Origin of the sequence: Mesorhizobium sp. SP-1A (genome assembly GCF_032460275.1) — a bacterium.
Lineage (GTDB): Bacteria > Pseudomonadota > Alphaproteobacteria > Rhizobiales > Rhizobiaceae > Mesorhizobium.
Window position 1 is genome coordinate 160870 of sequence record NZ_JAVXZD010000005.1, and the last position, 19858, is coordinate 180727.

17 protein-coding genes are annotated in these 19858 nt (G+C 65.0%); 4 read left to right on the forward strand and 13 right to left on the reverse strand.

What is annotated here, in order from left to right; all coding sequences use genetic code 11:
* Window positions 1-48: 48 nt before the first annotated feature.
* Complete coding sequence (locus tag QU595_RS22240) at window positions 49-894, reverse strand: fumarylacetoacetate hydrolase family protein (protein ID WP_315926016.1); 846 nt, start codon at window positions 892-894, stop codon at window positions 49-51.
* Between the two features lie 130 nt (window positions 895-1024).
* Window positions 1025-1759, reverse strand: coding sequence for an SDR family oxidoreductase (locus QU595_RS22245; RefSeq protein ID WP_315926018.1), 735 nt, complete (start codon window positions 1757-1759; stop codon window positions 1025-1027).
* Window positions 1760-2004: 245 nt separating this feature from the next.
* Here QU595_RS22245 and QU595_RS22250 point away from each other — a divergent pair, with 245 nt between their 5' ends.
* Entirely contained in the window at window positions 2005-2841 is an 837-nt protein-coding gene (locus QU595_RS22250; RefSeq protein WP_315926020.1) for an amidohydrolase, read from the forward strand.
* Window positions 2842-3129: 288 nt separating this feature from the next.
* Here QU595_RS22250 and QU595_RS22255 read toward each other — a convergent pair whose 3' ends face one another.
* The 7 genes from QU595_RS22255 to QU595_RS22285 form a co-directional block, all read right to left on the reverse strand.
* Window positions 3130-3537 carry a F0F1 ATP synthase subunit epsilon gene (locus QU595_RS22255; RefSeq protein WP_315926022.1) on the reverse strand — a complete coding sequence of 136 codons (408 nt, stop codon included), beginning with the start codon at window positions 3535-3537 and terminating at the stop codon, window positions 3130-3132.
* A gap of 123 nt (window positions 3538-3660) precedes the next feature.
* Entirely contained in the window at window positions 3661-5241 is a 1581-nt protein-coding gene (atpD, locus tag QU595_RS22260; RefSeq protein ID WP_315926024.1) for a F0F1 ATP synthase subunit beta, read from the reverse strand.
* 73 nt (window positions 5242-5314) lie between these two features.
* The gene (locus QU595_RS22265; protein ID WP_315926026.1) at window positions 5315-6193 is read right to left on the reverse strand and encodes a F0F1 ATP synthase subunit gamma; all 879 of its coding nucleotides are present in this window, start codon (window positions 6191-6193) and stop codon (window positions 5315-5317) included.
* Window positions 6194-6226: 33 nt separating this feature from the next.
* A complete protein-coding gene (atpA, locus tag QU595_RS22270; protein ID WP_315926028.1) occupies window positions 6227-7756 on the reverse strand; it encodes a F0F1 ATP synthase subunit alpha in 1530 nt (509 codons plus the stop codon).
* Window positions 7756-8316, reverse strand: a complete 561-nt coding sequence (locus tag QU595_RS22275) for a F0F1 ATP synthase subunit delta (RefSeq protein ID WP_315926030.1) — start codon at window positions 8314-8316, stop codon at window positions 7756-7758. Before QU595_RS22275 ends, atpA begins: the two co-directional genes overlap by 1 nt.
* A gap of 210 nt (window positions 8317-8526) precedes the next feature.
* Window positions 8527-8922 carry a DUF4345 family protein gene (locus QU595_RS22280; RefSeq protein WP_315926032.1) on the reverse strand — a complete coding sequence of 132 codons (396 nt, stop codon included), beginning with the start codon at window positions 8920-8922 and terminating at the stop codon, window positions 8527-8529.
* A gap of 94 nt (window positions 8923-9016) precedes the next feature.
* Window positions 9017-11200, reverse strand: a complete 2184-nt coding sequence (locus QU595_RS22285) for a primosomal protein N' (protein ID WP_315926034.1) — start codon at window positions 11198-11200, stop codon at window positions 9017-9019.
* 90 nt (window positions 11201-11290) lie between these two features.
* Between QU595_RS22285 and fsa the strand changes: the two genes are divergently transcribed.
* Window positions 11291-11944 carry a fructose-6-phosphate aldolase gene (gene fsa / locus QU595_RS22290; protein ID WP_315926036.1) on the forward strand — a complete coding sequence of 218 codons (654 nt, stop codon included), beginning with the start codon at window positions 11291-11293 and terminating at the stop codon, window positions 11942-11944.
* A gap of 82 nt (window positions 11945-12026) precedes the next feature.
* Here fsa and lptE read toward each other — a convergent pair whose 3' ends face one another.
* Both lptE and leuS read right to left on the reverse strand, forming a co-directional pair.
* Window positions 12027-12599, reverse strand: a complete 573-nt coding sequence (lptE, locus tag QU595_RS22295) for an LPS assembly lipoprotein LptE (RefSeq protein ID WP_315926038.1) — start codon at window positions 12597-12599, stop codon at window positions 12027-12029.
* Window positions 12586-15207, reverse strand: a complete 2622-nt coding sequence (gene leuS, locus QU595_RS22300; RefSeq protein ID WP_315926040.1) for a leucine--tRNA ligase — start codon at window positions 15205-15207, stop codon at window positions 12586-12588. Before leuS ends, lptE begins: the two co-directional genes overlap by 14 nt.
* A 142-nt stretch (window positions 15208-15349) precedes the next feature.
* Here leuS and QU595_RS22305 point away from each other — a divergent pair, with 142 nt between their 5' ends.
* The gene (locus tag QU595_RS22305) at window positions 15350-16012 is read left to right on the forward strand and encodes a YggS family pyridoxal phosphate-dependent enzyme (RefSeq protein WP_315926042.1); all 663 of its coding nucleotides are present in this window, start codon (window positions 15350-15352) and stop codon (window positions 16010-16012) included.
* Window positions 16013-16077: 65 nt separating this feature from the next.
* Here the strand turns inward: QU595_RS22305 and QU595_RS22310 are convergent, their stop codons facing one another.
* Window positions 16078-17184 carry a branched-chain amino acid ABC transporter substrate-binding protein gene (locus tag QU595_RS22310; RefSeq protein ID WP_315926044.1) on the reverse strand — a complete coding sequence of 369 codons (1107 nt, stop codon included), beginning with the start codon at window positions 17182-17184 and terminating at the stop codon, window positions 16078-16080.
* A 153-nt stretch (window positions 17185-17337) separates the two neighbouring features.
* Window positions 17338-17625, reverse strand: coding sequence for an aspartate-semialdehyde dehydrogenase (locus tag QU595_RS22315; RefSeq protein WP_315926046.1), 288 nt, complete (start codon window positions 17623-17625; stop codon window positions 17338-17340).
* Window positions 17626-17900: 275 nt separating this feature from the next.
* Between QU595_RS22315 and acs the strand changes: the two genes are divergently transcribed.
* Window positions 17901-19856: an acetate--CoA ligase gene (gene acs, locus QU595_RS22320; protein WP_315926048.1), complete on the forward strand. Its 1956-nt coding sequence runs from the start codon at window positions 17901-17903 to the stop codon at window positions 19854-19856.
* Window positions 19857-19858 lie beyond the last annotated feature (2 nt).

The following is a 19858-nucleotide window of genomic DNA, read 5'->3' on the forward strand; positions in this document are numbered from 1 at the left end:
ATGGCGAACCGGGCTTTTTCGTGTCGCGGCCGCTCAGGCGCTGCGGGACTATTCGTCGGCCTTGAAGGTCTGCTTCTGGCTGCCAAGGCCTTCGACACCGAGTTCCACGATATCGCCTGGCTTGAGGAAGCGCTGCGGCTTCATGCCCATGCCGACGCCGGGCGGCGTGCCGGTCGAAATGATGTCGCCCGGTTGCAGGCTCATGAACTGGCTGAGATAGGAAACCAGATAGGCCACGCCATAGACCATCGTCCTGGTCGAACCGTCCTGCATGGTCTGGCCGTTCACCTTCAGCCACATCTTGAGGTCCTGCGGGTCGGCCACTTCGTCCCTGGTGACCAGCCACGGGCCGATCGGGCCGAACGTGTCGCAGCTCTTGCCCTTGGTCCACTGGCCATGCCGCTCCGTCTGGAAGGCGCGCTCCGATACGTCATGCGCCACGCAGTAGCCGGCGACATAGTCCAGCGCCTCGGCTTCGGAGACATATTTGGCCGTCTTGCCGATCACCACGCCGAGTTCCACCTCCCAGTCGGTCTTGACCGAGCCGCGCGGGATCAGGACGTCGTCGTCGGGTCCGACGATGGCCGAGGACGCCTTCATGAAGATGATCGGTTCCGGCGGCACCTTGGAGTTGGTCTCGGCGGCGTGGTCGGAATAGTTGAGGCCGATGCAGATGAACTTGCCGACATTGGCCACGCAGGGGCCAAGGCGGGGCTTGCCGGACACCGCCGGCAGCGTTTTCGGATCGATGCTGGACAATGCCGCCAGCGAGGACGGCTCCAGCCCCTTGCCGCCGATATCGGCCACATGTCCGGAAAGGTCCCGGATCGTGCCGTCGGCATCGAGAAGGCCCGGCTTCTCGGCGCCTGCCTCACCGTAGCGCAGCAGTTTCATGATATGTCTCTCTCCTGATTGCCATTCGCGTCGATCCCAGTTTGACCCGATCGGAGGCGTCGAGTCACGCTGTTTCCGCCCACGTCAGTAAAATTATTTGCCTTTTATGAAACTATCATCGTCCGCCAGGTCAGACCGACCAACCGCCGTCGATATTGTAGGCTTGGCCGGTGGTATAGGTGGCGCCGGCGAGATAGACGGCGAGGTCGGCGATCTCCTCGGCGGTGCCGAGGCGGCCCATGGGCTGGCGCGCGATGAAGGCGGCGCGCGCCGTCTCGTAGTCGCCCTGCGCGCGCATGCGGCTTTCGAGCGACGGGCTTTCCACCGTGCCGGGGCAGATGGCGTTGCAGCGGATGCCCCTGGTGACATAGTCGGCGGCGACCGCCTTGGTCAGCCCGATCACCGCCGCCTTGGTCAGGCCGTAGGCGAAGCGGTTCGGCACGCCCTTTTGGGAACTCGCCAGCGAGGCCATGTTGATGATCGCGCCGCCGCCGCGCTGCAACATGCCCGGCAGCACGGCGCGGATGGTGCGGATCATGGCGCGCACGTTGAGATCGATGGCGAAGTCGAGATCGGCGTCCTTCATTTCCAGGATGGTGCCGGAATGGACGAAGCCGGCGCAGTTGAACAGCACGTCCACATCGCCGATGGCGGCGAAGGCGGCCTTGACCGCGTCGTCGTCCAGGACATCGAGCCTGCGGGTGACGATGCCGGGCACGTCCGCCAGGCCGGCAAGCGCGTTCTCGTCGATGTCGGTGGCATGCACCGTCGCGCCGGCCGCGGCGAAGGCCAGCGCGCTGGCACGCCCGATCCCCTGCGCCGCCGCCGTGATCACCACCACCTTGCCGTCGAGATTCTGAGTCACGTTACCATTCCTTCGAGCTTCTGTTTCATGCTGTCGCGGCAAGCCGGCAGCGGCGCGTCCGCCGTGCCGCCTTAACTGCCGGTTCGAGGTGCAGCTTACCGGTTACGCAAACCGTCCCGCCAGGGCAGGATCGATCGCTGCGTCATTCATATGCAAATATTGTTTTCACCAAGAGGTCAAGCAGATTGTCCTTGCCGCGCAATGCGGCATTATGGTCGAAACCGACGGCCGGAAGGAGCTACCGCATGATCATCGACACGCATCTGCATCTGATCGACCTCGCCGCCTTGCGGTACCCGTGGCTCGATGGCGTTCCTGCGCTCAACCGCAATTTTCCGCAGGAAGATTACGCCGTGGAAGCGCGCCGGGTTGGCATCGAGGCGGCGCTGCATATGGAGGTCGACGTCGATCCTGCCGATATCGAGGCGGAGACGGCGCATGTGGAGAGGTTGGCGCGAAAGCCTGGAAGCCTGCTGCGCGGCGCGATCGTCTCCGCGCGCCCGGAAGAAACGGGATTTGCCGCCTATCTGGAACGCGTCCGGGCAGATCCGTTCGTCAAAGGTTTTCGCCGTGTGCTGCACGTCGTGCCGGACGATGTGTCCGAAGGGGCCCTGTTCCGCGAGAATGTCCGGCGGCTGTCCGGCACCGGCCTTCCCTTCGATCTGTGCGTGCTGCCGCGCCAGCACCCGAAGGCGATGGCGCTTATCGATCAGGCGCCGGACGTCCAGTTCGTGCTCGATCATTGCGGCATTCCGGACATCAGGGGCAATGGCGAGCATCCGTGGCGGGAGCAGATCACCGAGATCGCGCGGCGTCCGAACGTCGTGGCGAAGATTTCCGGGGTCGTGGCCTATGCCGATCCGGCGGGCTGGACGCTGGAGACCATCAGGCCCTATGTCGAGCATGTGATCGGAGCTTTCGGCTGGGACCGCGTGGTATGGGGAAGCGACTGGCCGGTCTGCACACTGGGCGGCGGCCTCTCGACATGGGTAGCGGCAACCCATGCGCTGCTTTCAGGCACCGGCGAGCGCGAACGAAGCCAGCTGCTGAGCGCCAATGCCCGTCGAGTGTACCGGCTCTGAGCTGGCGTTTGCCAAGGGCAGGCTTGCCGGGCTGGAGCGGATCTAGATCGAAAGAGCGATTTGGGCCGGCGCCGACGTTAAACCTTCCTTCACCCAACGCACGGCATGGTCCGGCTCTGCGGCTATGTACAGCGTACCGCGGCGCGAAAGCGCCCAGGCAACAGGGACCCGTGCCTGCCCGAGGCGCGGGTCCTTCTGTTTGTCGCCGCGGTTCGGCGCCTCTTCCAGATAGCAAAAAAGCCGGACAAGCCGGCTTTCGCAACGTCGTGAGATGGAAACCCGAGGGTGTCAGGCCGGGAGAATGGCGCCTTCCAGCGTGGTGAGCTGGTGCAGGAACAGTTCTGCCTTGCTGCGCGATTCCTCGTCCTTGGCGTCGGTGATGTCTTCCTTCGCCTCCTGGATACGCCGGGCGATGTCCGCCCGATCGATATCCTTTACGGCCACAGCCGATTCGGCGAGCAGCGTGCAGCCCGAGGGCAAGATGTCGGCGAAGCCGCCGAACACCACGTAACGCTCTTCCTGACCGCCGGCCGACTTCACGGTGACGACACCCGGCTGGATCGTGGTCATGACCGGCGCGTGCTGCGCCATCACGGTCATCTCGCCTTCGGCGCCGGGAATGACGACGGATTCAACCTGCCCGGAAACCAGCAGGCGCTCGGGAGAGACCAGTTCGAATTGGAAAGCTTCAGCCATGTTCTTCAGGCAGTCGGCAGTCGGCAGTCGGCAGTCGAGAAAACTTGCCTGCCCATAGATACCAGACCCCGCTGCCTACTCCTTGTTTCCGACTGCCGATTGCCGATTTGGCGATTGCCGTTCTTACGCCGCTTCCGCAGCCAGCTTCTGCGCCTTCTCGACCGCTTCCTCGATATTGCCGACCATATAGAAGGCGGCTTCGGGCAGGTGGTCGTAATCGCCGTTGCAGAGGCCCTTGAAGCCCTTGATGGTGTCGGCCAGATCAACCAGCTTGCCCGGCGAGCCGGTGAACACCTCGGCCACGAAGAAGGGCTGCGACAGGAAGCGCTCGATCTTGCGAGCGCGCGCGACCGTCAGCTTGTCCTCTTCCGACAGCTCGTCCATGCCCAGGATGGCGATGATGTCCTGAAGCGACTTGTAGCGCTGAAGGGTCTGCTGCACCTGGCGCGCCACCTGGTAGTGCTCCTCGCCGACGATCATCGGGTCGAGCATGCGCGAAGTGGAGTCGAGCGGGTCGACCGCCGGGTAGATGCCTTTTTCGGCGATGGCGCGGTTGAGCACCGTGGTCGCGTCGAGGTGGGCGAAGGAGGTCGCCGGCGCCGGGTCGGTCAAGTCGTCGGCCGGCACGTAAATGGCCTGCACCGAGGTGATCGAACCCTTGGTGGTGGTGGTGATGCGTTCCTGCAGCGCGCCCATGTCGGTGGCGAGCGTCGGCTGGTAGCCCACGGCCGAAGGAATGCGGCCGAGCAGCGCCGACACTTCCGAGCCGGCCTGGGTGAAGCGGAAGATGTTGTCCACGAAGAACAGCACGTCCTGGCCCTGGTCACGGAAATATTCGGCGACGGTGAGGCCGGTCAGGCCGACGCGGGCACGGGCCCCGGGCGGCTCGTTCATCTGGCCGTAGACGAGCGCGGCCTTCGAGCCCTGGCCGCCGCCCTTCTTGTTGACGCCGGATTCGATGAACTCATGATAGAGATCGTTGCCCTCGCGGGTGCGCTCGCCGACGCCGGCGAACACGGAGAAGCCGCCATGCGCCTTGGCGACGTTGTTGATCAGCTCCTGGATCAGCACGGTCTTGCCGACGCCGGCGCCGCCGAACAGGCCGATCTTGCCGCCGCGCGCATAGGGCGCCAGCAGGTCGAGAACCTTGATGCCGGTGACGAGGATCTGGGCTTCCGTCGACTGGTCGACATAGGCCGGGGCCGGCTGGTGGATGGCGCGCAGCTCGATGCCGTCGACGGGACCGGCCTCGTCCACCGGCTCGCCGATGACGTTGATGATGCGGCCGAGCATGCCCGGTCCGACCGGAACCGAGATCGGCGCGCCGGTGTCGCTCACGCTCTGGCCGCGAACCAGACCTTCGGTCGAGTCCATGGCAATGCAGCGCACGGTGTTCTCGCCGAGATGCTGCGCGACCTCGAGCACGAGGCGGTTACCGACGTTGATCGTCTCAAGCGCGTTCAGGATCGGCGGCAGGTGATCGTCGAACTGCACGTCGACGACGGCGCCGATGACCTGGCGGACCTTGCCCTTCGGCCCCTTGGCGAGATCGAAGCTCGCCGTCGCCCCGCGGTTTTCGACCTTGCCCGGCTTTCCTTCCGCCACCAGCTTGGCCGCCTCTTTCGCGGCGGCACTCCTTGCAGGGGTCTTTTTGGGAGCCGCCGCTTTCGGGGCCCCCGCTTTCGGGGTCGCTGCTTTCGCCATCGTCCTTACCCTTTTCCGTATCTTTGGTTCACATGGGTCCGTGCGAAGACATTTCTGCCTTCGCAGGCCATGCCTAGAGCGCCTCGGCGCCCGAAATGATCTCGATCAGTTCCTTGGTGATCTGCGCCTGACGCTGGCGGTTGTAGGTGATCGACAGTTTGTTGATCATGTCGCCGGCATTGCGCGTCGCATTGTCCATCGCCGTCATCTTGGCGCCCATCTCGCCGGCTGCGTTCTCCAGCAGGGCGCGGAAGATCTGCACGGCTATGTTGCGCGGGATGAGATCGGAGAGGATCTCGCCCGGCTCCGGCTCGTATTCATAGACGGCGCCGCCGCCGGCCGATTCGCCATTGGAGCCGTGCGCCGCGGGTATGATCTGCTGCGCCGTCGGCACCTGGCTGATCACCGACTTGAACTGCGAGTAGAACAGCGTGCAGACGTCGAACGCGCCGTCGTTGAAGAGGTTGATCACCTTCCTGGCGATGGCATCGGCATTGACGAAAGCAAGCGTCTTGACCTCGCGCAGGTCGACGCGGTCGATGATCTGGGCCGCGAAGTCGCGACGCAGTATGTCAAACCCCTTCTTGCCGACGCAGATGATCTTCACCTGCTTGCCTTCGGCGAGGAGCCGGCGGATGTGGTCGCGGGCATGGCGGGCGATCTGCGAATTGAAGCCGCCGCACAGGCCACGCTCGGCGGTGCAGACGACGAGCAGATGCACGTCATCCCTGCCGGTGCCGGTCATCAGCGCGGGCGCATCGCCGCCCCCGCCGACAGCCTGGCCGATATTGGCCAGAACCGCACCCATGCGCTCCGAATAAGGCCTTGCAGCCTCGGCCGCCTCCTGGGCACGGCGCAGCTTCGCCGCGGCGACCATCTGCATCGCCTTGGTGATCTTCTGCGTCGCCTTGACCGAGGCGATTCGGTTACGAAGGTCTTTTAGCGAAGGCATGCCTGCAACCCGATCCCGTCGTTCTCAGTCCGCTCAAGCGAAGGTCTTGGCGTAGGCGTCGATCTCGGCCTTGAGCTTGGCGCGCAGGTCGTCCGACAGCGCCTTCTCGTCGCGGATGGCGTCGAGAACGGCCTTCCCGGCCGAGCGCATGTGCGCCAGCAGGCCCTGTTCGAAGCGGCTGACGTCGCTGACGGCGAGCTTGTCGAGGTAGCCGTTCACGCCGGCGTAGATCACCGCGACCTGCTCTTCCGTCTTCAGCGGCGAGAATTGCGGCTGCTTCAGCAGTTCGGTCAGGCGTGCGCCGCGGTTGAGCAGGCGCTGCGTGGCGGCGTCCAGGTCCGAGCCGAACTGCGCGAAGGCCGCCATTTCGCGGTACTGCGCGAGTTCGCCCTTGATCGAGCCGGCAACCTGCTTCATCGCCTTGATCTGCGCGGCGGAACCGACGCGCGAAACCGACAGGCCGACGTTCACGGCCGGGCGGATACCCTGGAAGAACAGGTTGGTTTCCAGGAAAATCTGGCCGTCGGTGATCGAGATCACGTTGGTCGGGATGTAGGCCGACACGTCGTTGGCCTGTGTTTCGATGACCGGCAGCGCAGTCAGCGAGCCGTTGCCGTTGTCGTCGTTGAGCTTGGCGGCGCGCTCGAGCAGGCGCGAATGCAGGTAGAAGACGTCGCCCGGATAGGCTTCGCGTCCCGGCGGGCGGCGCAGCAGCAGCGACATCTGGCGATAGGCCACGGCCTGCTTGGAGAGATCGTCATAGCCGATCAGGGCATGCTGGCCGTTGTCGCGGAAATATTCGCCCATGGTGCAGCCGGCGAACGGCGCCAGGAACTGCATCGGGGCCGGATCGGATGCGGTCGCGGCGATGATGATCGAATAGTCGAGGGCGCCGCGCTCCTCCAGAACCTTCACGAACTGCGCGACGGTCGAGCGCTTCTGGCCGACGGCGACGTAGACGCAGAACAGCTTCTCGGCATCCGGACCGTTGTCGTGGATGGCCTTCTGGTTGAGGATGGTGTCGAGGATGATGGCGGTCTTGCCGGTCTGGCGGTCGCCGATCACCAGTTCGCGCTGGCCGCGACCGACCGGGATGAGCGCGTCGATGGCCTTGAGGCCGGTCGACATCGGCTCGTGCACCGACTTGCGGGGAATGATGCCGGGCGCCTTGACGTCGACGCGGCGGCGCTCGGCGGCCTTGATCGGGCCCTTGCCGTCGATCGGGTTGCCAAGGGCGTCGACGACGCGGCCGAGCAGGCCGGGGCCGACCGGAACGTCCACGATGGCGCCGGTGCGCTTGACGGTGTCGCCTTCCTTGATGTCGCGGTCGTTACCGAAGATGACCACGCCGACATTGTCGCTTTCGAGGTTCAGCGCCATGCCGCGGATGCCGCCCGGGAACTCGACCATCTCGCCCGCCTGGACGTTGTCGAGACCGTAGACGCGGGCGATGCCGTCGCCGACGGAAAGAACCTGACCGACCTCGGAGACCTCGGCCTCCTTGCCGAAATTCTTGATCTGGTCTTTTAGGATTGCGGAGATTTCCGCAGCGCGGATGTCCATCAGCCGACCTCTTTCAGTGCAAGCTTGAGCGAATTGAGTTTGGTTTTGAGCGACGTGTCGATCTGGCGCGAGCCCATCCTCACCACCAGTCCGCCGAGCAGCGACGGATCGACGGTGACGTTGAGCGAAACGTCCTTGCCGGCAACGGCCTTCAACGTCGCCTTCAGTTCATTGACCTGCGCGGACGTCAATTGATGCGCCGAGGTGACCTCGGCAGCGGTCTCGCCGCGATTTTCCGCCGCGATGCGGCGATAAGCCTTGATCATGCCGGGGACCGCGAACAGCCGGCGGTTGCGGGCGGCGACGCGCAGGAAATTTCCGACCAGGCCGGTGATCTTGGCGCGGTCGGCGATCGTGCCGATGGCCTTTTCCTGGCCTTCCGCGGTGAACACCGGGCTGTTGATCAGCCGAAGCAGATCGTCGCTCGCCTCGAACATCCTTTCGAAGCTGGCCAGATCGGCCTCGACCTTGTCTATGGAGTTGGAGTCGCGCGCCAGCTCGAAAAGCGAGTGCGCGTAGCGTTCAGCGACACCGGAAATTGGCGAGGAGGTCTGGGCCACGGACCGTCTTTTCTCTCAGTTGACAGGCCGCAGATTGTTGGCGCGAGCGAAAACTCTGGCTAAATCTTTGACCTTGGTGCGTTTTTTCCAAGCACGAGGGAGCGGCTTCCGCTTCCCCCGGCCGAAAGTCGATTGCCGTCTAGCACAGGCCTTTCAAGACCGCAATGCACCCGCGGAAATGGCGTAGAGCACTTTGTCGCATCTGTCGCTTCAGGGGACGAAGCCGAAGGAAAAAGCAAGCGGCAGCGCGGCCAGAACCAGCTCCAGCACGACGAAGCCCCAATTGTAGGGCGTGTTGGCGCGGTCCGACATCATCGACAGGATGCGGCCGAAGGCGGTGAAGAGCCAGGAGAAGCCGAGGGCCATGTAGAGCAGGGGCTGGGCAAGTATGACGCAGCACAGCCCGACCCCGAGATAGAAGCCGGCCATGCGCCCGCGCCCTTCGGCTATGGCGGCGGGCTTTTCTGGTTTCGGCTGGAGCCGGAGCAGCCTGAAGCAGAGGCCGGGCGCGAAGAAAAGCGCGACGCCGAACAGCAGCGTCACGACGGCGCTGGTCCAGGCCAGCCACTCGCCCTGGCTCGTCGGCCACGGAAACGAAAACTCCATCAGGTCCCCTCCAAACCGCTTTGGCAGCCACCAAGCATCCTAGACCGGTCCGGCCACGAAACCATAGGCAAAGCGAAGCTCCGATCGCCGCCCTTCACAGGAAACTTTGCGGATCTATGTCGACCTGGATGCGCACCGAGCCGCGCAGCTTCGGCCCGTCCGCCAGCATGCGCCGGACGAAACCCTGCATGTCGGCGCGTCGCTCGCCATGCACCAGGAGACGGAAGCGATGGCGCCCGCCGACCAGAGCCAGCGGCGCTTCGGCCGGACCGAGCACGAAAATGTCGGCGGCCTCGGGGGTTGCGCGGCGCAAAGCGCGGGCGTGCGCCTCCGCATCCGCGCGCGTATCGGCGCTGACGATGATGCCGGCCAGCCGGCCGAAGGGGGGCAGGCCGGCGCGCTCGCGCTCGGCGATCTCGCGCCGGTAGAAGGTTTCGGTGTCGCCGGAAACGATGGCGCGCATCACCGGATGGTCGGGCTGGTAGGTCTGCAGCAGGCCGTGGCTTTTCTTGCCCGTGCGCCCGGCCCGGCCCGTGACCTGGCTGAGCAGCTGGAAAGTGCGCTCGGCGGCGCGCGGGTCGCCGTTGGCAAGGCCGAGGTCGGCATCGACCACGCCCACCAGCGTCATGTTGGGGAAATTATGGCCCTTGGCGACGAGCTGCGTTCCGATAACGATGTCGGCCTCGCCCTTGGCGATGGCTTCAAGCTCCAGCCGCAGCCTCTTTACGCCGCCCAGAAGGTCGGATGACAGCACGATGGTGCGCGCCTCGGGAAAATGCTGCACCACTTCCTCGGCGATGCGCTCGACGCCGGGACCGCAGGCCGCGAGATGATCGAAAGTGCCGCATTCGGGGCAGGCTTCCGGGCGCTTTTCGGCATGGCCGCAATGATGGCAGACCAGCTGGCCGCGGAAGCGGTGCTCGACCAGCCATGCCGAGCAGACCGGGCAGCCGAAGCGATGCCCGCAGACGCGGCACAAGGTCAGCGGCGCATAGCCGCGCCGGTTGAGGAACAGCAGCGATTGCTCGTCCTTCTCCAGCGTCTGCCTGACCTGGTCCAAAAGAACGGGGGACAGGAAATGGCCGCGCGCGGGCGGGGCCCGGCGCAGGTCGACCGTCTTGAGGTCGGGAAGTGCCGCCTCGGCAAAACGTCCGGCCAGAACGGCGCGGGCATATCGGCCCTGCTCGGCGTTGACGCGGCTTTCCACCGAGGGCGTGGCCGAGGCCAGCGCCACCGGGAAGCCGCCGATGTGCCCGCGCACCACGGCCATGTCGCGGGCGTTGTAGAAGACGCGATCCTCCTGCTTGTAGGCGGGGTCGTGTTCTTCGTCGACGACGATCAGCCCGAGTTCCTTGAAGGGCAGGAAAAGCGCAGAGCGGGCGCCGGCCACGACGCGCACCGTGCCCTCCGCCACCTGCCGCCAGACGCGCTCGCGCATGCGCGGCGGCAGGTCGGAATGCCATTCCGCCGGCTTGGCGCCGAAGCGGTCCTGGAACCGTTCCAGGAAGGCATGGGTCAGCGCGATCTCCGGCAACAGGATCAGCACCTGCCTGCCTTGCCCGAGCGCGGCCGCGACCGCCTCGAAATAGACTTCCGTCTTGCCCGATCCGGTCACCCCGTCGAGCAGCGTGACGCCGAAGCTTCCGGCCTCCACGCTTTCCCGCAGCATCTTCGCCGCTTCCTGCTGGTCCGGCGTGAGATCGGGGCAGGCATAGGAAGCGTCGGGCGCAGCGACGACCGGGCGCGGCGGGATCATCGCCGTTTCGAACACGCCCTGCGCCTTAAGTCCGTCGATCACCGTCGCAGACACGCCGGCCGCATGGGCGAGGCCGGAACGTGTCCAGGCCAGCCCGTCGTCGGCCGTTTCCAGTACGCGCCGGCGCGCATCGGTCATGCGGTCGGGCAATGACCCGGTGCGCCGAACGGCCTCGATCCAGGGCTCTGGATCGAAGGCTTCCGGCGCGCGCAGCAGCATGCGCGCGACCATGCCGGGCGGCGAAAGCGTATAATGCGCCACCCAGTCCACGAAACGGCGCGTGACCTCGTCGATCGGCGGGCAGTCGAACACCTGCTCGATCGGTCGCAGCCGTTTCGCCTCGATCTGCTCGATGGCGCCGTCCCAGACGATGCCGGCCACCTGGCGTGGGCCCAGCGGCACGCGCACGATCGAGCCCGGCACAACACGCATTCCTGAAGGAACCGCATAGGTGTAGGGGCGTTCAGCCGGCATCGGCACGAGCACGGGCATGGCTGTGTTGGGGAGCGAATCTCGCGTCATGGCGCGTGACCTTGCCCCGACTTTGGTCTAGAGCAAAGCCCGACGCGCGCCCGCTGCCGTGGGCACGAACAAACTCCCAAGGAGACTGACATGAAATTCTTCGTCGATACTGCCGATGTGAAGGAAATTCGCGAGCTGAACGACATGGGCTTGCTCGACGGCGTCACCACCAATCCCTCGCTGATCCTGAAATCGGGAGGCGACATCCTGGAGGTGACGAAGCAGATCTGCGAAATCGTCGAAGGCCCCGTCTCGGCCGAGGTCACCGCGACGGAATATTCGCAGATGATGAAGGAGGCCGCGGTTCTTTCCAAGATCGCCGACAACATCGCCATCAAGGTGCCGCTGACGCTGGACGGGCTGAAGGCCTGCCGGGCGCTGCGGTCTGACGGCCACATGGTCAACGTCACCCTCTGCTTCTCGGCCAACCAGGCCCTGCTCGCGGCGAAGGCGGGCGCCACTTTCATTTCGCCCTTCATCGGCCGCCTGGACGACATGGGCTTCGACGGCATGGAAGTGATCGCCGAGATCCGCCAGATCTATGACAATTACGGCTTCGAAACCGAGATCCTCGCGGCTTCGATCCGCACCGTCGACCATGTCAAGCGCGCAGCCCTGATCGGCGCCGACGTCGCCACGATCCCGCCGGCGACGCTCAAGGCGCTGGTCAAGCATCCGCTGACCGACAAGGGTCTGGAAGCCTTCCTCGCCGACTGGGCCAAGACCGGGCAGAAGATCGGCTGACATACAGGCTGACAGCCAAATCAAGGCCGGCGTTCGTGGCGGATCGCCGGCTTCGTCTTGATCCCGGTCGGAAAAATTCCGGTCAGCGCTTCCTGGCCAGATCCTCGGCCAGCGACAGCCGCAGCAGTTCGGCCAGTTCGCGCGCGGCGCGATTTTCGGCATCGATCTGCGCACGGTACGTCGCGAACTGCTGCGTCGGCCGGTCGAAGGATGCCGAGATCGCCCGCTTGCCCCTTCCCACCACCGCGCTGGTCTTGGCATCGGTGAGGGTATAGTTCGCGGTCAGCGTCACCGTGCCCGCGGTCGGCTGGTCTTCGTTGCTGGCCACCTGCACGACAGCGACGGACTGGACGAGTTCCGTCACGCCCAAATCGAGCGAATAGGCCGGAGCGGCGGTCCGTTCGGCTCCGCCGTTCAGGCCGAAGATCAGGTTGTTGCGCACCTGCTGGGCGTAGCGCGTGTTGACCGGCTTGACCGCGATCGAGGCGAGTTCCGCCTGCGCCGGCAGTTGCGCATTGGGCGACAGCGGCGCGTTAGAATAGAGCGGCCGAACCTGGCATCCGGCGACGACGGTGGCCGCGGCCACGAGGCCGCAAAGCACGGATGCGCGCAGGAAGCGCCTGGCTCCCGCCCCGCTTTTCTCAGGCAACGACATTGACGATCCTTTGCGGCACGACGATCACCTTTCGTGGCGCCCGTCCTTCCAGGGCCTTCTGGATGGATTCGAGCGCCAGCGCTGCCTTTTCGACGGCACCTTGGTCTGCGTCGCGGGCGATTGTCAAATCCCCGCGCTTCTTGCCGTTGACCTGCACCGGATAGGTGATCTCGTTGTCCACCACCAGTTTCGGGTCGAACTGCGGCCAGGGCCTCTCGGCGACCAGATCGGTGCCGCCGAGCGCGGCCCAGCCTTCCTCGGCCAGATGCGGCATGAAGGGCGCGGCGACGTGGACGAGAATCTCGACCGCGTCGCGGGCCGCGGCTTTCAGATCGTCGTCGCCCCTGCCCTCGGCGATTTCGCCGACAGGGCCGGACAGAACGTTGGCAAGCTCGTAGATGCGGGCGATCGCCCGGTTGAAGGCGAGCTTCTCGATATCCTCGCCGATCGCCTTGAGGGCCTTGTGCGCGGGCTTGGAGACGGTGGCGGCAGCGCCGTCGCTGCTCGCCGCCGGCTTCACGCCGGACAGCGCTTCGGCGGCCGTGGAGATGATGCGCCAGACGCGCTGCACGAAGCGGTGCGCGCCCGCCGCGCCATCGTCGGTCCATTCCACGTCGCGCTCGGGCGGGGAGTCGGACAGCATGAACCAGCGCGCGGTGTCGGCGCCGTAGCCGTCGGTGATCTCTTCCGGGCTCACCGTGTTCTTCTTGGACTTCGACATCTTCTCCAGCGTGCCGATCGTCGCCGGCTTGCCGGTGGCGATCTCGATGGCGCGCCGCTCCGCACCCTCGCTGTCCAGCCGCACCTCGGTCGGCGCCAGCCAGCGGCCATCCTCGGCCCTGTAGGTCTCGTGCACCACCATGCCCTGCGTGAACAGGCCCTTGAACGGCTCGGCCAGGTTCAGATGTCCGGTCTCGCGCATGGCGCGGGTGAAGAAGCGCGAGTAGAGCAGGTGCAGGATCGCGTGCTCGATGCCGCCGATATACTGGTCCACGGGCAGCCATTCATTGGCAGCTCCGGGGTCCGTCGGCTCGTGCTCCCACGGCGCGGTGAAGCGGGCGAAATACCAGGACGAATCGACGAAGGTGTCCATGGTGTCGGTTTCGCGGCGCGCATCCTTGCCGCATTGCGGGCATTTCACGTTGCGCCAGCTCGGATGGCGGTCGAGCGGGTTGCCGGGCCTGTCGAAGTCGATGTCGTCGGGCAGCTTCACCGGCAGGTCGGCGCGCGGCACGGGAACGGTGCCGCAGTCGTCGCAATGGATCGTCGGGATCGGGCAACCCCAGTAGCGCTGCCGCGAAATGCCCCAGTCGCGCAGGCGGAAGTTCACCTTGCGCTCGGCCATCGGCCGATTGCCGGCGGAGCGCTTTTCGAGCCGGTTCGCGACGTCGTCGAAGGCCGCTTCCGGCGTCATGCCGTCTAGGAAGCGCGAATTGATCATCACGCCGTCGTCGGTATAGGCCTCCTCGGTGATCTGGAAGGCGGCGGCATCCGCGCCTTCCGGCAGCACCACGGGAATGACCGGCAATCCGTACTTGTTGGCGAAGTCGAGATCGCGCTGGTCGTGGCCCGGACAGCCGAAGACGGCGCCGGTGCCGTAGTCCATCAGCACGAAATTGGCGACATAGACCGGCAGCGTCCAGCTGTCGTCGAACGGGTGCACGACGCGGATGCCGGTGTCGAAGCCCTTCTTCTCCGCGGTCTCCAGCGCAGCCACCGAAGTGCCCATGTGGTGCACGTCTTCGATGAAGGCGGCGAGTGCGGGATTGTTCCGGGCCGCCTTCCTGGCCAGCGGATGGTCGGCGGAGATGGCCATGAAGGAAGCGCCGAAGATGGTGTCCGGCCGCGTCGTATAGACTTCGAGTTCCTTTTCGCCGTCCGGCGCGGTGCCTTCGGCGATGGCCCAGCGGATCAGCAGGCCCTCGGACCGGCCGATCCAGTTGCGCTGCATCAGCTTGACCTTCTCCGGCCATTCCTCCAGCCCGTCCAGCGCGTCGGAAAGATCCTGCGCGTAGTCGGTGATCTTGAAGAACCACTGCGTCAGCTCGCGCTGCTCCACCAGGGCGCCCGAGCGCCAGCCGCGGCCGTCGATGACCTGCTCGTTGGCGAGCACCGTCATGTCGACGGGGTCCCAATTGACCTTGGAGACCTTGCGGGTGACCAGCCCCTTCTCGAACATGTCGAGGAACAGCATCTGCTGGCGGTGATAGTAATCCACGTCGCAAGTGGCGAACTCGCGCGACCAGTCCAGCGACAGGCCCATCATCTTGAGCTGTTCGCGCATGGTGGCGATGTTCTGGTAGGTCCAGTCCTTGGGATGGACCTTGTTCTGCATGGCGGCGTTTTCGGCCGGCATGCCGAAGGCGTCCCAGCCCATGGGGTGCAGCACGTTGAAGCCCTTGGCGCGCTTGTAGCGGGCCACCACGTCGCCCATCGTGTAGTTGCGGGTGTGGCCGATATGGATGCGTCCCGACGGGTAGGGGAACATCTCCAGCACGTAGTATTTCGGGCGCGGGTCGTCGTTCTTCGTCTCGAAGAGCTTGCGGGCGTCCCAGGCCTTCTGCCATTTGGGCTCTACGGCGCGGGGATTGTATCGTTCGGTTGCCATGGCCGGTTTTTCACTTACAAAGCGTGCGGAAAGCCGTCGGCGGCAGCCGGCGGCCGGGAACATGGTCCGGGTCTTCACCATGCTTTGGGGAACCCGTCAACCATATGGGCGTGAAGCCGGGTAAAAACAGCAGGATCAGGACATGAACGAGGCTGTGGCGGGACTAGCGCAGGTCAGGGCGAGGATCGTAGCCGCCGAACGGGACGCCGGCCGCGACAGCGACGCGGTTGTGCTCGTCGCCGTCTCCAAGACCTTCGGCGCCGAAATCATCCGCCCCGTCATCGAGGCTGGCCAGCGTGTCTTCGGCGAGAACCGGGTGCAGGAAGCCCAAGGCAAATGGCCGGCGCTACGGCAGGACTTTCCGGATATCGAGCTGCACCTGATCGGCCCGTTGCAGTCGAACAAGGCGAAGGAGGCCGTGGCGTTGTTCGACGTGATCGAGACGGTGGACCGCGAAAAGATCGCCGCCGAACTTGCGAAGGAGATCGCGAGGCAAGGCCGCGCGCCAAGGCTCTACGTGCAGGTCAACACCGGTTCCGAGCCGCAGAAGGCCGGCATCGAGCCGCGCGACGCGGTCGCCTTCGTCGGGCGGTGCAGGCAGGTGCACGGCCTCGACATCGAAGGCCTGATGTGCATTCCGCCGGCCGACGAGAATCCCGGCCCGCATTTTGCCCTGCTCGAAAAGCTGGCCCGGCAGGCGGGCGTGCGGAAATTGTCCATGGGCATGTCGGGCGACTACGAAACCGCGATCGCCTTCGGCGCCACCAGCGTAAGGGTCGGTTCGGCGATCTTCGGCGGCCGGTAGAGGAGCCTGCCTAGCAAAAAGGCCGGAGCTTTGCCCCGGCCCCTGCTTCGATCGGTCGAGAGCGCTTATTCGGCCGCGACGATCTTGCCGTTTTCCCACTTGAACAGCGAGAAGCTCGGCGAGGAGAGGTCGCCGTTCTCGCCGTAGGTCAGCTTGCCGATGGCCGTCTGGATCGGCTGACCGTCCTTGAGCGCGGTGGCCACGGCCGCCGTGTCGTCGGCCTTGCCGGCCTTCTCGATGCCGGCCTTCAGCACCTGCACGGCGGCATAGGCGTTGAGCGTGAAAGCTTCCGCCGGAATGCCCTTGTCCTTCAGCACCTTGACGGCTTCAGCCGAGTCCGGGTTCTTCAGCGCGTCCGAGGCGTTGGTGAACAGCGTGCCGGCCGCAGCCTGGTTGCCGATGGCCCAGTATTCGGTGTTGGACAGGCCCTCGCCGCCGATGATCTGCGCCTTCACGCCGACGTCGGCGAGCTGACGGGCGAGCAGGCCGCCCTCGGGGTGATAGCCTCCGAAATAGACCACTTCGGCGCCGTCCTTCTTCAGCCGGCCGACGATCGCGGAATAGTCCTTCTCGCCGGGGGTTATGCCTTCATACAGGACTTCGTTCACGCCGCCCTTGTTCAGAACGGCCTTGAACGCATTGGCCAGGCCCATGCCGTAGGTGCCCTTGTCGTGGATGATGGCGACCTTCTTGTCTTTCAGATGGTCGAGGACGTATTTGGCGGCGACCTCGGCCTGCTGGTCGTCGCGGCCGCAGGTGCGCAGCACGTTGGTCAGGCCGCGATTGGTGAGGTCCGGAGCGGTCGCGGTGGGCGTGACCATCAGCACACCGTTCTCGGCGAAGACGTCCGAAACGGCCATGGCGACGCCGGACGTGACCGGGCCGACCGCATAGTGAATGCCGTCGCCGACCAGGTTGTTCGCGGCGGAGACGCCCTGCTTGGGGTCGCCGGCATCGTCGGCCAGCTTCAGAACGACCTTCTCGCCCAGAATGCCGCCATTCTTGTTGATGACGTCGACGGCGGCTTCGGCGCCGTTCTTGACCTGGTCGCCATAGGCCGCGACCGGGCCGGTCAGCGGCGCGACAAGGCCGATGGTGATGTCCGCCCAGGCGGCGGGTGCAAACGCAATGGTTGCGGCGATGGCGACGCCGGCAAGCAGCTTCGTCTTCATGGGTTTCACTCCTCAAGCGGCCGGCCCTCCTGGCCGGCGGAAAACTTGGCCATAGCCGTTTGGTGCCGCGTTGGCAATCAAGCCGAACTGCCACCGGCTCGTTTGGCTTGGACCAGCAGGAACGACCAGCCGCTGCCCGCCATGGTTGAGTGATCAGTGCAGCCGCAGCTCTCCGTCGACCTTTCGCCATTCGTTGGGGGCGATCAGGCGATTATGGGTGAAGCAGACCGAATGGAGCGGGCCGTCGAGCTTCGTCCTCCAGAATTCGAGAAAGCCGGCCAGCACCGGGAATTTCGGCGCCAGATCGTAATCCTGCCAGATATAGGCCTGGAGCAAGCCGGGGTGATCCGGGAAGTGATAAAGAATGCGTGCCGTTGTCAGCCCGTAGCCTTCCAGCATCAACTGCATCTGGCGATGATCGTGCCCTGTGAAATCGTACATGGCTGCCCTCGCAAGCGTCCGTGCCTGTCCTCCCGGACAGATGGTGCGCGCCCTTTATTAACCCTCCATTGAAACGCGCCAGAAGCGGCACCGGTTGCGATGCCGCGCCGGCAACCGGTCATTTATTCGTCACCGATCCGAATGGGCGCCGGACAACCGAACGTCTAATATTGCCGCCGCCGCCGAACTGTTAATAATGGCGCCGAACGTGCGGCCTCCCCGGCCGCGATGCCCTTGCCGCGGCTGCGGCACCAGTTTCGGGAGGAATGCAGGAAATGTCCGACGTTCATGTCCACCGCGTGCAGGCGGCGTGGAAGAAGAATGCGCTGATCGACAATGAAACCTACCTGAAGTGGTACGCGGACTCGGTGAAGAATCCGGACAAGTTCTGGGGCAAGCACGGCAAGCGACTGGACTGGTTCAAGCCCTACACCAAGGTCAAGAACGCCTCCTTCGCCGGCAAGGTCTCGATCAAGTGGTTCGAAGACGGCCAGCTCAACGTTTCCTACAATTGCATCGACCGCCATCTGAAGAAGCGCGGAGACCAGGTCGCCATAATCTGGGAAGGCGACAACCCTTATGACGACCGCAAGATCACCTATCGCGAGCTGCACGAGCATGTCTGCCGCTACGCCAACGTGCTGAAGAAGCACGGCGTCAAGAAGGGCGACCGGGTGACGATCTATATGCCGATGATCCCGGAGGCCGCCTATGCGATGTTCGCCTGCACGCGCATCGGCGCGGTTCACTCCGTGGTGTTCGGCGGCTTCTCACCGGATTCCCTGGCCGGCCGCATCGACGACTGCAAGTCGAATGTCGTCATCACCGCCGACGAGGGGCTGCGCGGCGGGCGCACCATTCCGCTGAAGGAGAACACCGACAGGGCGATCGATATCGCCGAAAAGGCCGGCACCAAGGTCAAGACCGTTCTGGTGGTGCGCCGCACCGGCGGAAAGATCGGCTGGACCGAGGGCCGCGACCATTGGCTGCACGAGGAAACGGCGTCGGTGAAGCCCGATTGCAAGCCCGAAAGCATGAAAGCCGAGGATCCGCTGTTCATCCTCTACACTTCCGGCTCGACCGGCAAGCCGAAGGGCGTGCTGCACACGACCGGCGGCTATCTGGTGCATGTGTCGATGACGCACCAGTACATCTTCGACTATCACGACGGCGAGATCTACTGGTGCACGGCCGATGTCGGCTGGGTCACCGGCCACAGCTACATCCTCTACGGGCCTCTGGCCAACGGGGCGACCACGCTGATGTTCGAAGGCGTGCCCAACTATCCGAACGCCTCGCGCTTCTGGGAGGTGGTGGACAAGCACAAGGTCAACATCTTCTACACCGCGCCCACCGCCATCCGCGCGCTGATGGGCGCCGGCGACCAGTTTGTGAAGAAGGCTTCGCGCAAGAGCCTGCGCGTGCTGGGCTCGGTCGGCGAGCCGATCAATCCGGAAGCCTGGGAATGGTATTTCAACGTGGTCGGCGACAAGAAATGCCCGATCGTCGATACCTGGTGGCAGACGGAAAACGGCGGCATCCTGATCGCGCCGCTGCCGGGCGCCACCGACCTCAAGGCCGGCTCGGCGACGCGTCCGTTCTTCGGCGTGGTGCCGCAGATCGTGGACAATGACGGCAATGTCGTCGAAGGGCCCGGTTCGGGCAACCTGTGCATCGCCGAACCGTGGCCGGGCATGATGCGCACGGTCTATGGCGACCACGAGCGCTTCATCCAGACCTATTTCTCCACCTACAAGGGCAAATATTTCACCGGCGACGGCTGCCGCCGCGACGAGGACGGCTATTACTGGATCACCGGCCGCGTCGACGATGTCATCAACGTGTCGGGCCACCGCATGGGCACGGCCGAGGTGGAGTCGGCGCTTGTCGCGCACGACAAGGTTTCGGAGGCAGCGGTCGTCGGCTACCCGCACGACATCAAGGGCCAGGGCATCTACAGCTACGTGACCCTGATGGCGGGGGTCGAACCTTCCGAGGACCTGCGCAAGGAACTGGTCCAGCATGTGCGCAAGGAAATCGGCGCCATCGCGGCACCGGACAAGATCCAGTTCGCGCCTGGCCTGCCGAAGACGCGCTCGGGCAAGATCATGCGCCGCATCCTGCGCAAGATCGCCGAGGACGAATTCGGGGCGCTGGGCGACATCTCGACCCTGGCCGACCCGGCGGTCGTGGACGATCTCGTCGCCAACCGCCAGAACAAGCGCGCCTGACG

Coding starts and splice junctions, on each gene's coding strand:
- atpD (WP_315926024.1), bottom strand. CDS start 5,241: ATGGCGAAAGCAGCGACCCCGAAAGCGGGGGCCCCGAAAGCGGCGGCT.
- QU595_RS22305 (WP_315926042.1), top strand. CDS start 15,350: ATGAACGAGGCTGTGGCGGGACTAGCGCAGGTCAGGGCGAGGATCGTA.
- QU595_RS22315 (WP_315926046.1), bottom strand. CDS start 17,625: ATGTACGATTTCACAGGGCACGATCATCGCCAGATGCAGTTGATGCTG.
- QU595_RS22280 (WP_315926032.1), bottom strand. CDS start 8,922: ATGGAGTTTTCGTTTCCGTGGCCGACGAGCCAGGGCGAGTGGCTGGCC.
- leuS (WP_315926040.1), bottom strand. CDS start 15,207: ATGGCAACCGAACGATACAATCCCCGCGCCGTAGAGCCCAAATGGCAG.
- atpA (WP_315926028.1), bottom strand. CDS start 7,756: ATGGACATCCGCGCTGCGGAAATCTCCGCAATCCTAAAAGACCAGATC.
- QU595_RS22310 (WP_315926044.1), bottom strand. CDS start 17,184: ATGAAGACGAAGCTGCTTGCCGGCGTCGCCATCGCCGCAACCATTGCG.
- acs (WP_315926048.1), top strand. CDS start 17,901: ATGTCCGACGTTCATGTCCACCGCGTGCAGGCGGCGTGGAAGAAGAAT.
- QU595_RS22250 (WP_315926020.1), top strand. CDS start 2,005: ATGATCATCGACACGCATCTGCATCTGATCGACCTCGCCGCCTTGCGG.
- QU595_RS22255 (WP_315926022.1), bottom strand. CDS start 3,537: ATGGCTGAAGCTTTCCAATTCGAACTGGTCTCTCCCGAGCGCCTGCTG.
- QU595_RS22265 (WP_315926026.1), bottom strand. CDS start 6,193: ATGCCTTCGCTAAAAGACCTTCGTAACCGAATCGCCTCGGTCAAGGCG.
- QU595_RS22240 (WP_315926016.1), bottom strand. CDS start 894: ATGAAACTGCTGCGCTACGGTGAGGCAGGCGCCGAGAAGCCGGGCCTT.
- QU595_RS22285 (WP_315926034.1), bottom strand. CDS start 11,200: ATGACGCGAGATTCGCTCCCCAACACAGCCATGCCCGTGCTCGTGCCG.
- fsa (WP_315926036.1), top strand. CDS start 11,291: ATGAAATTCTTCGTCGATACTGCCGATGTGAAGGAAATTCGCGAGCTG.
- lptE (WP_315926038.1), bottom strand. CDS start 12,599: ATGTCGTTGCCTGAGAAAAGCGGGGCGGGAGCCAGGCGCTTCCTGCGC.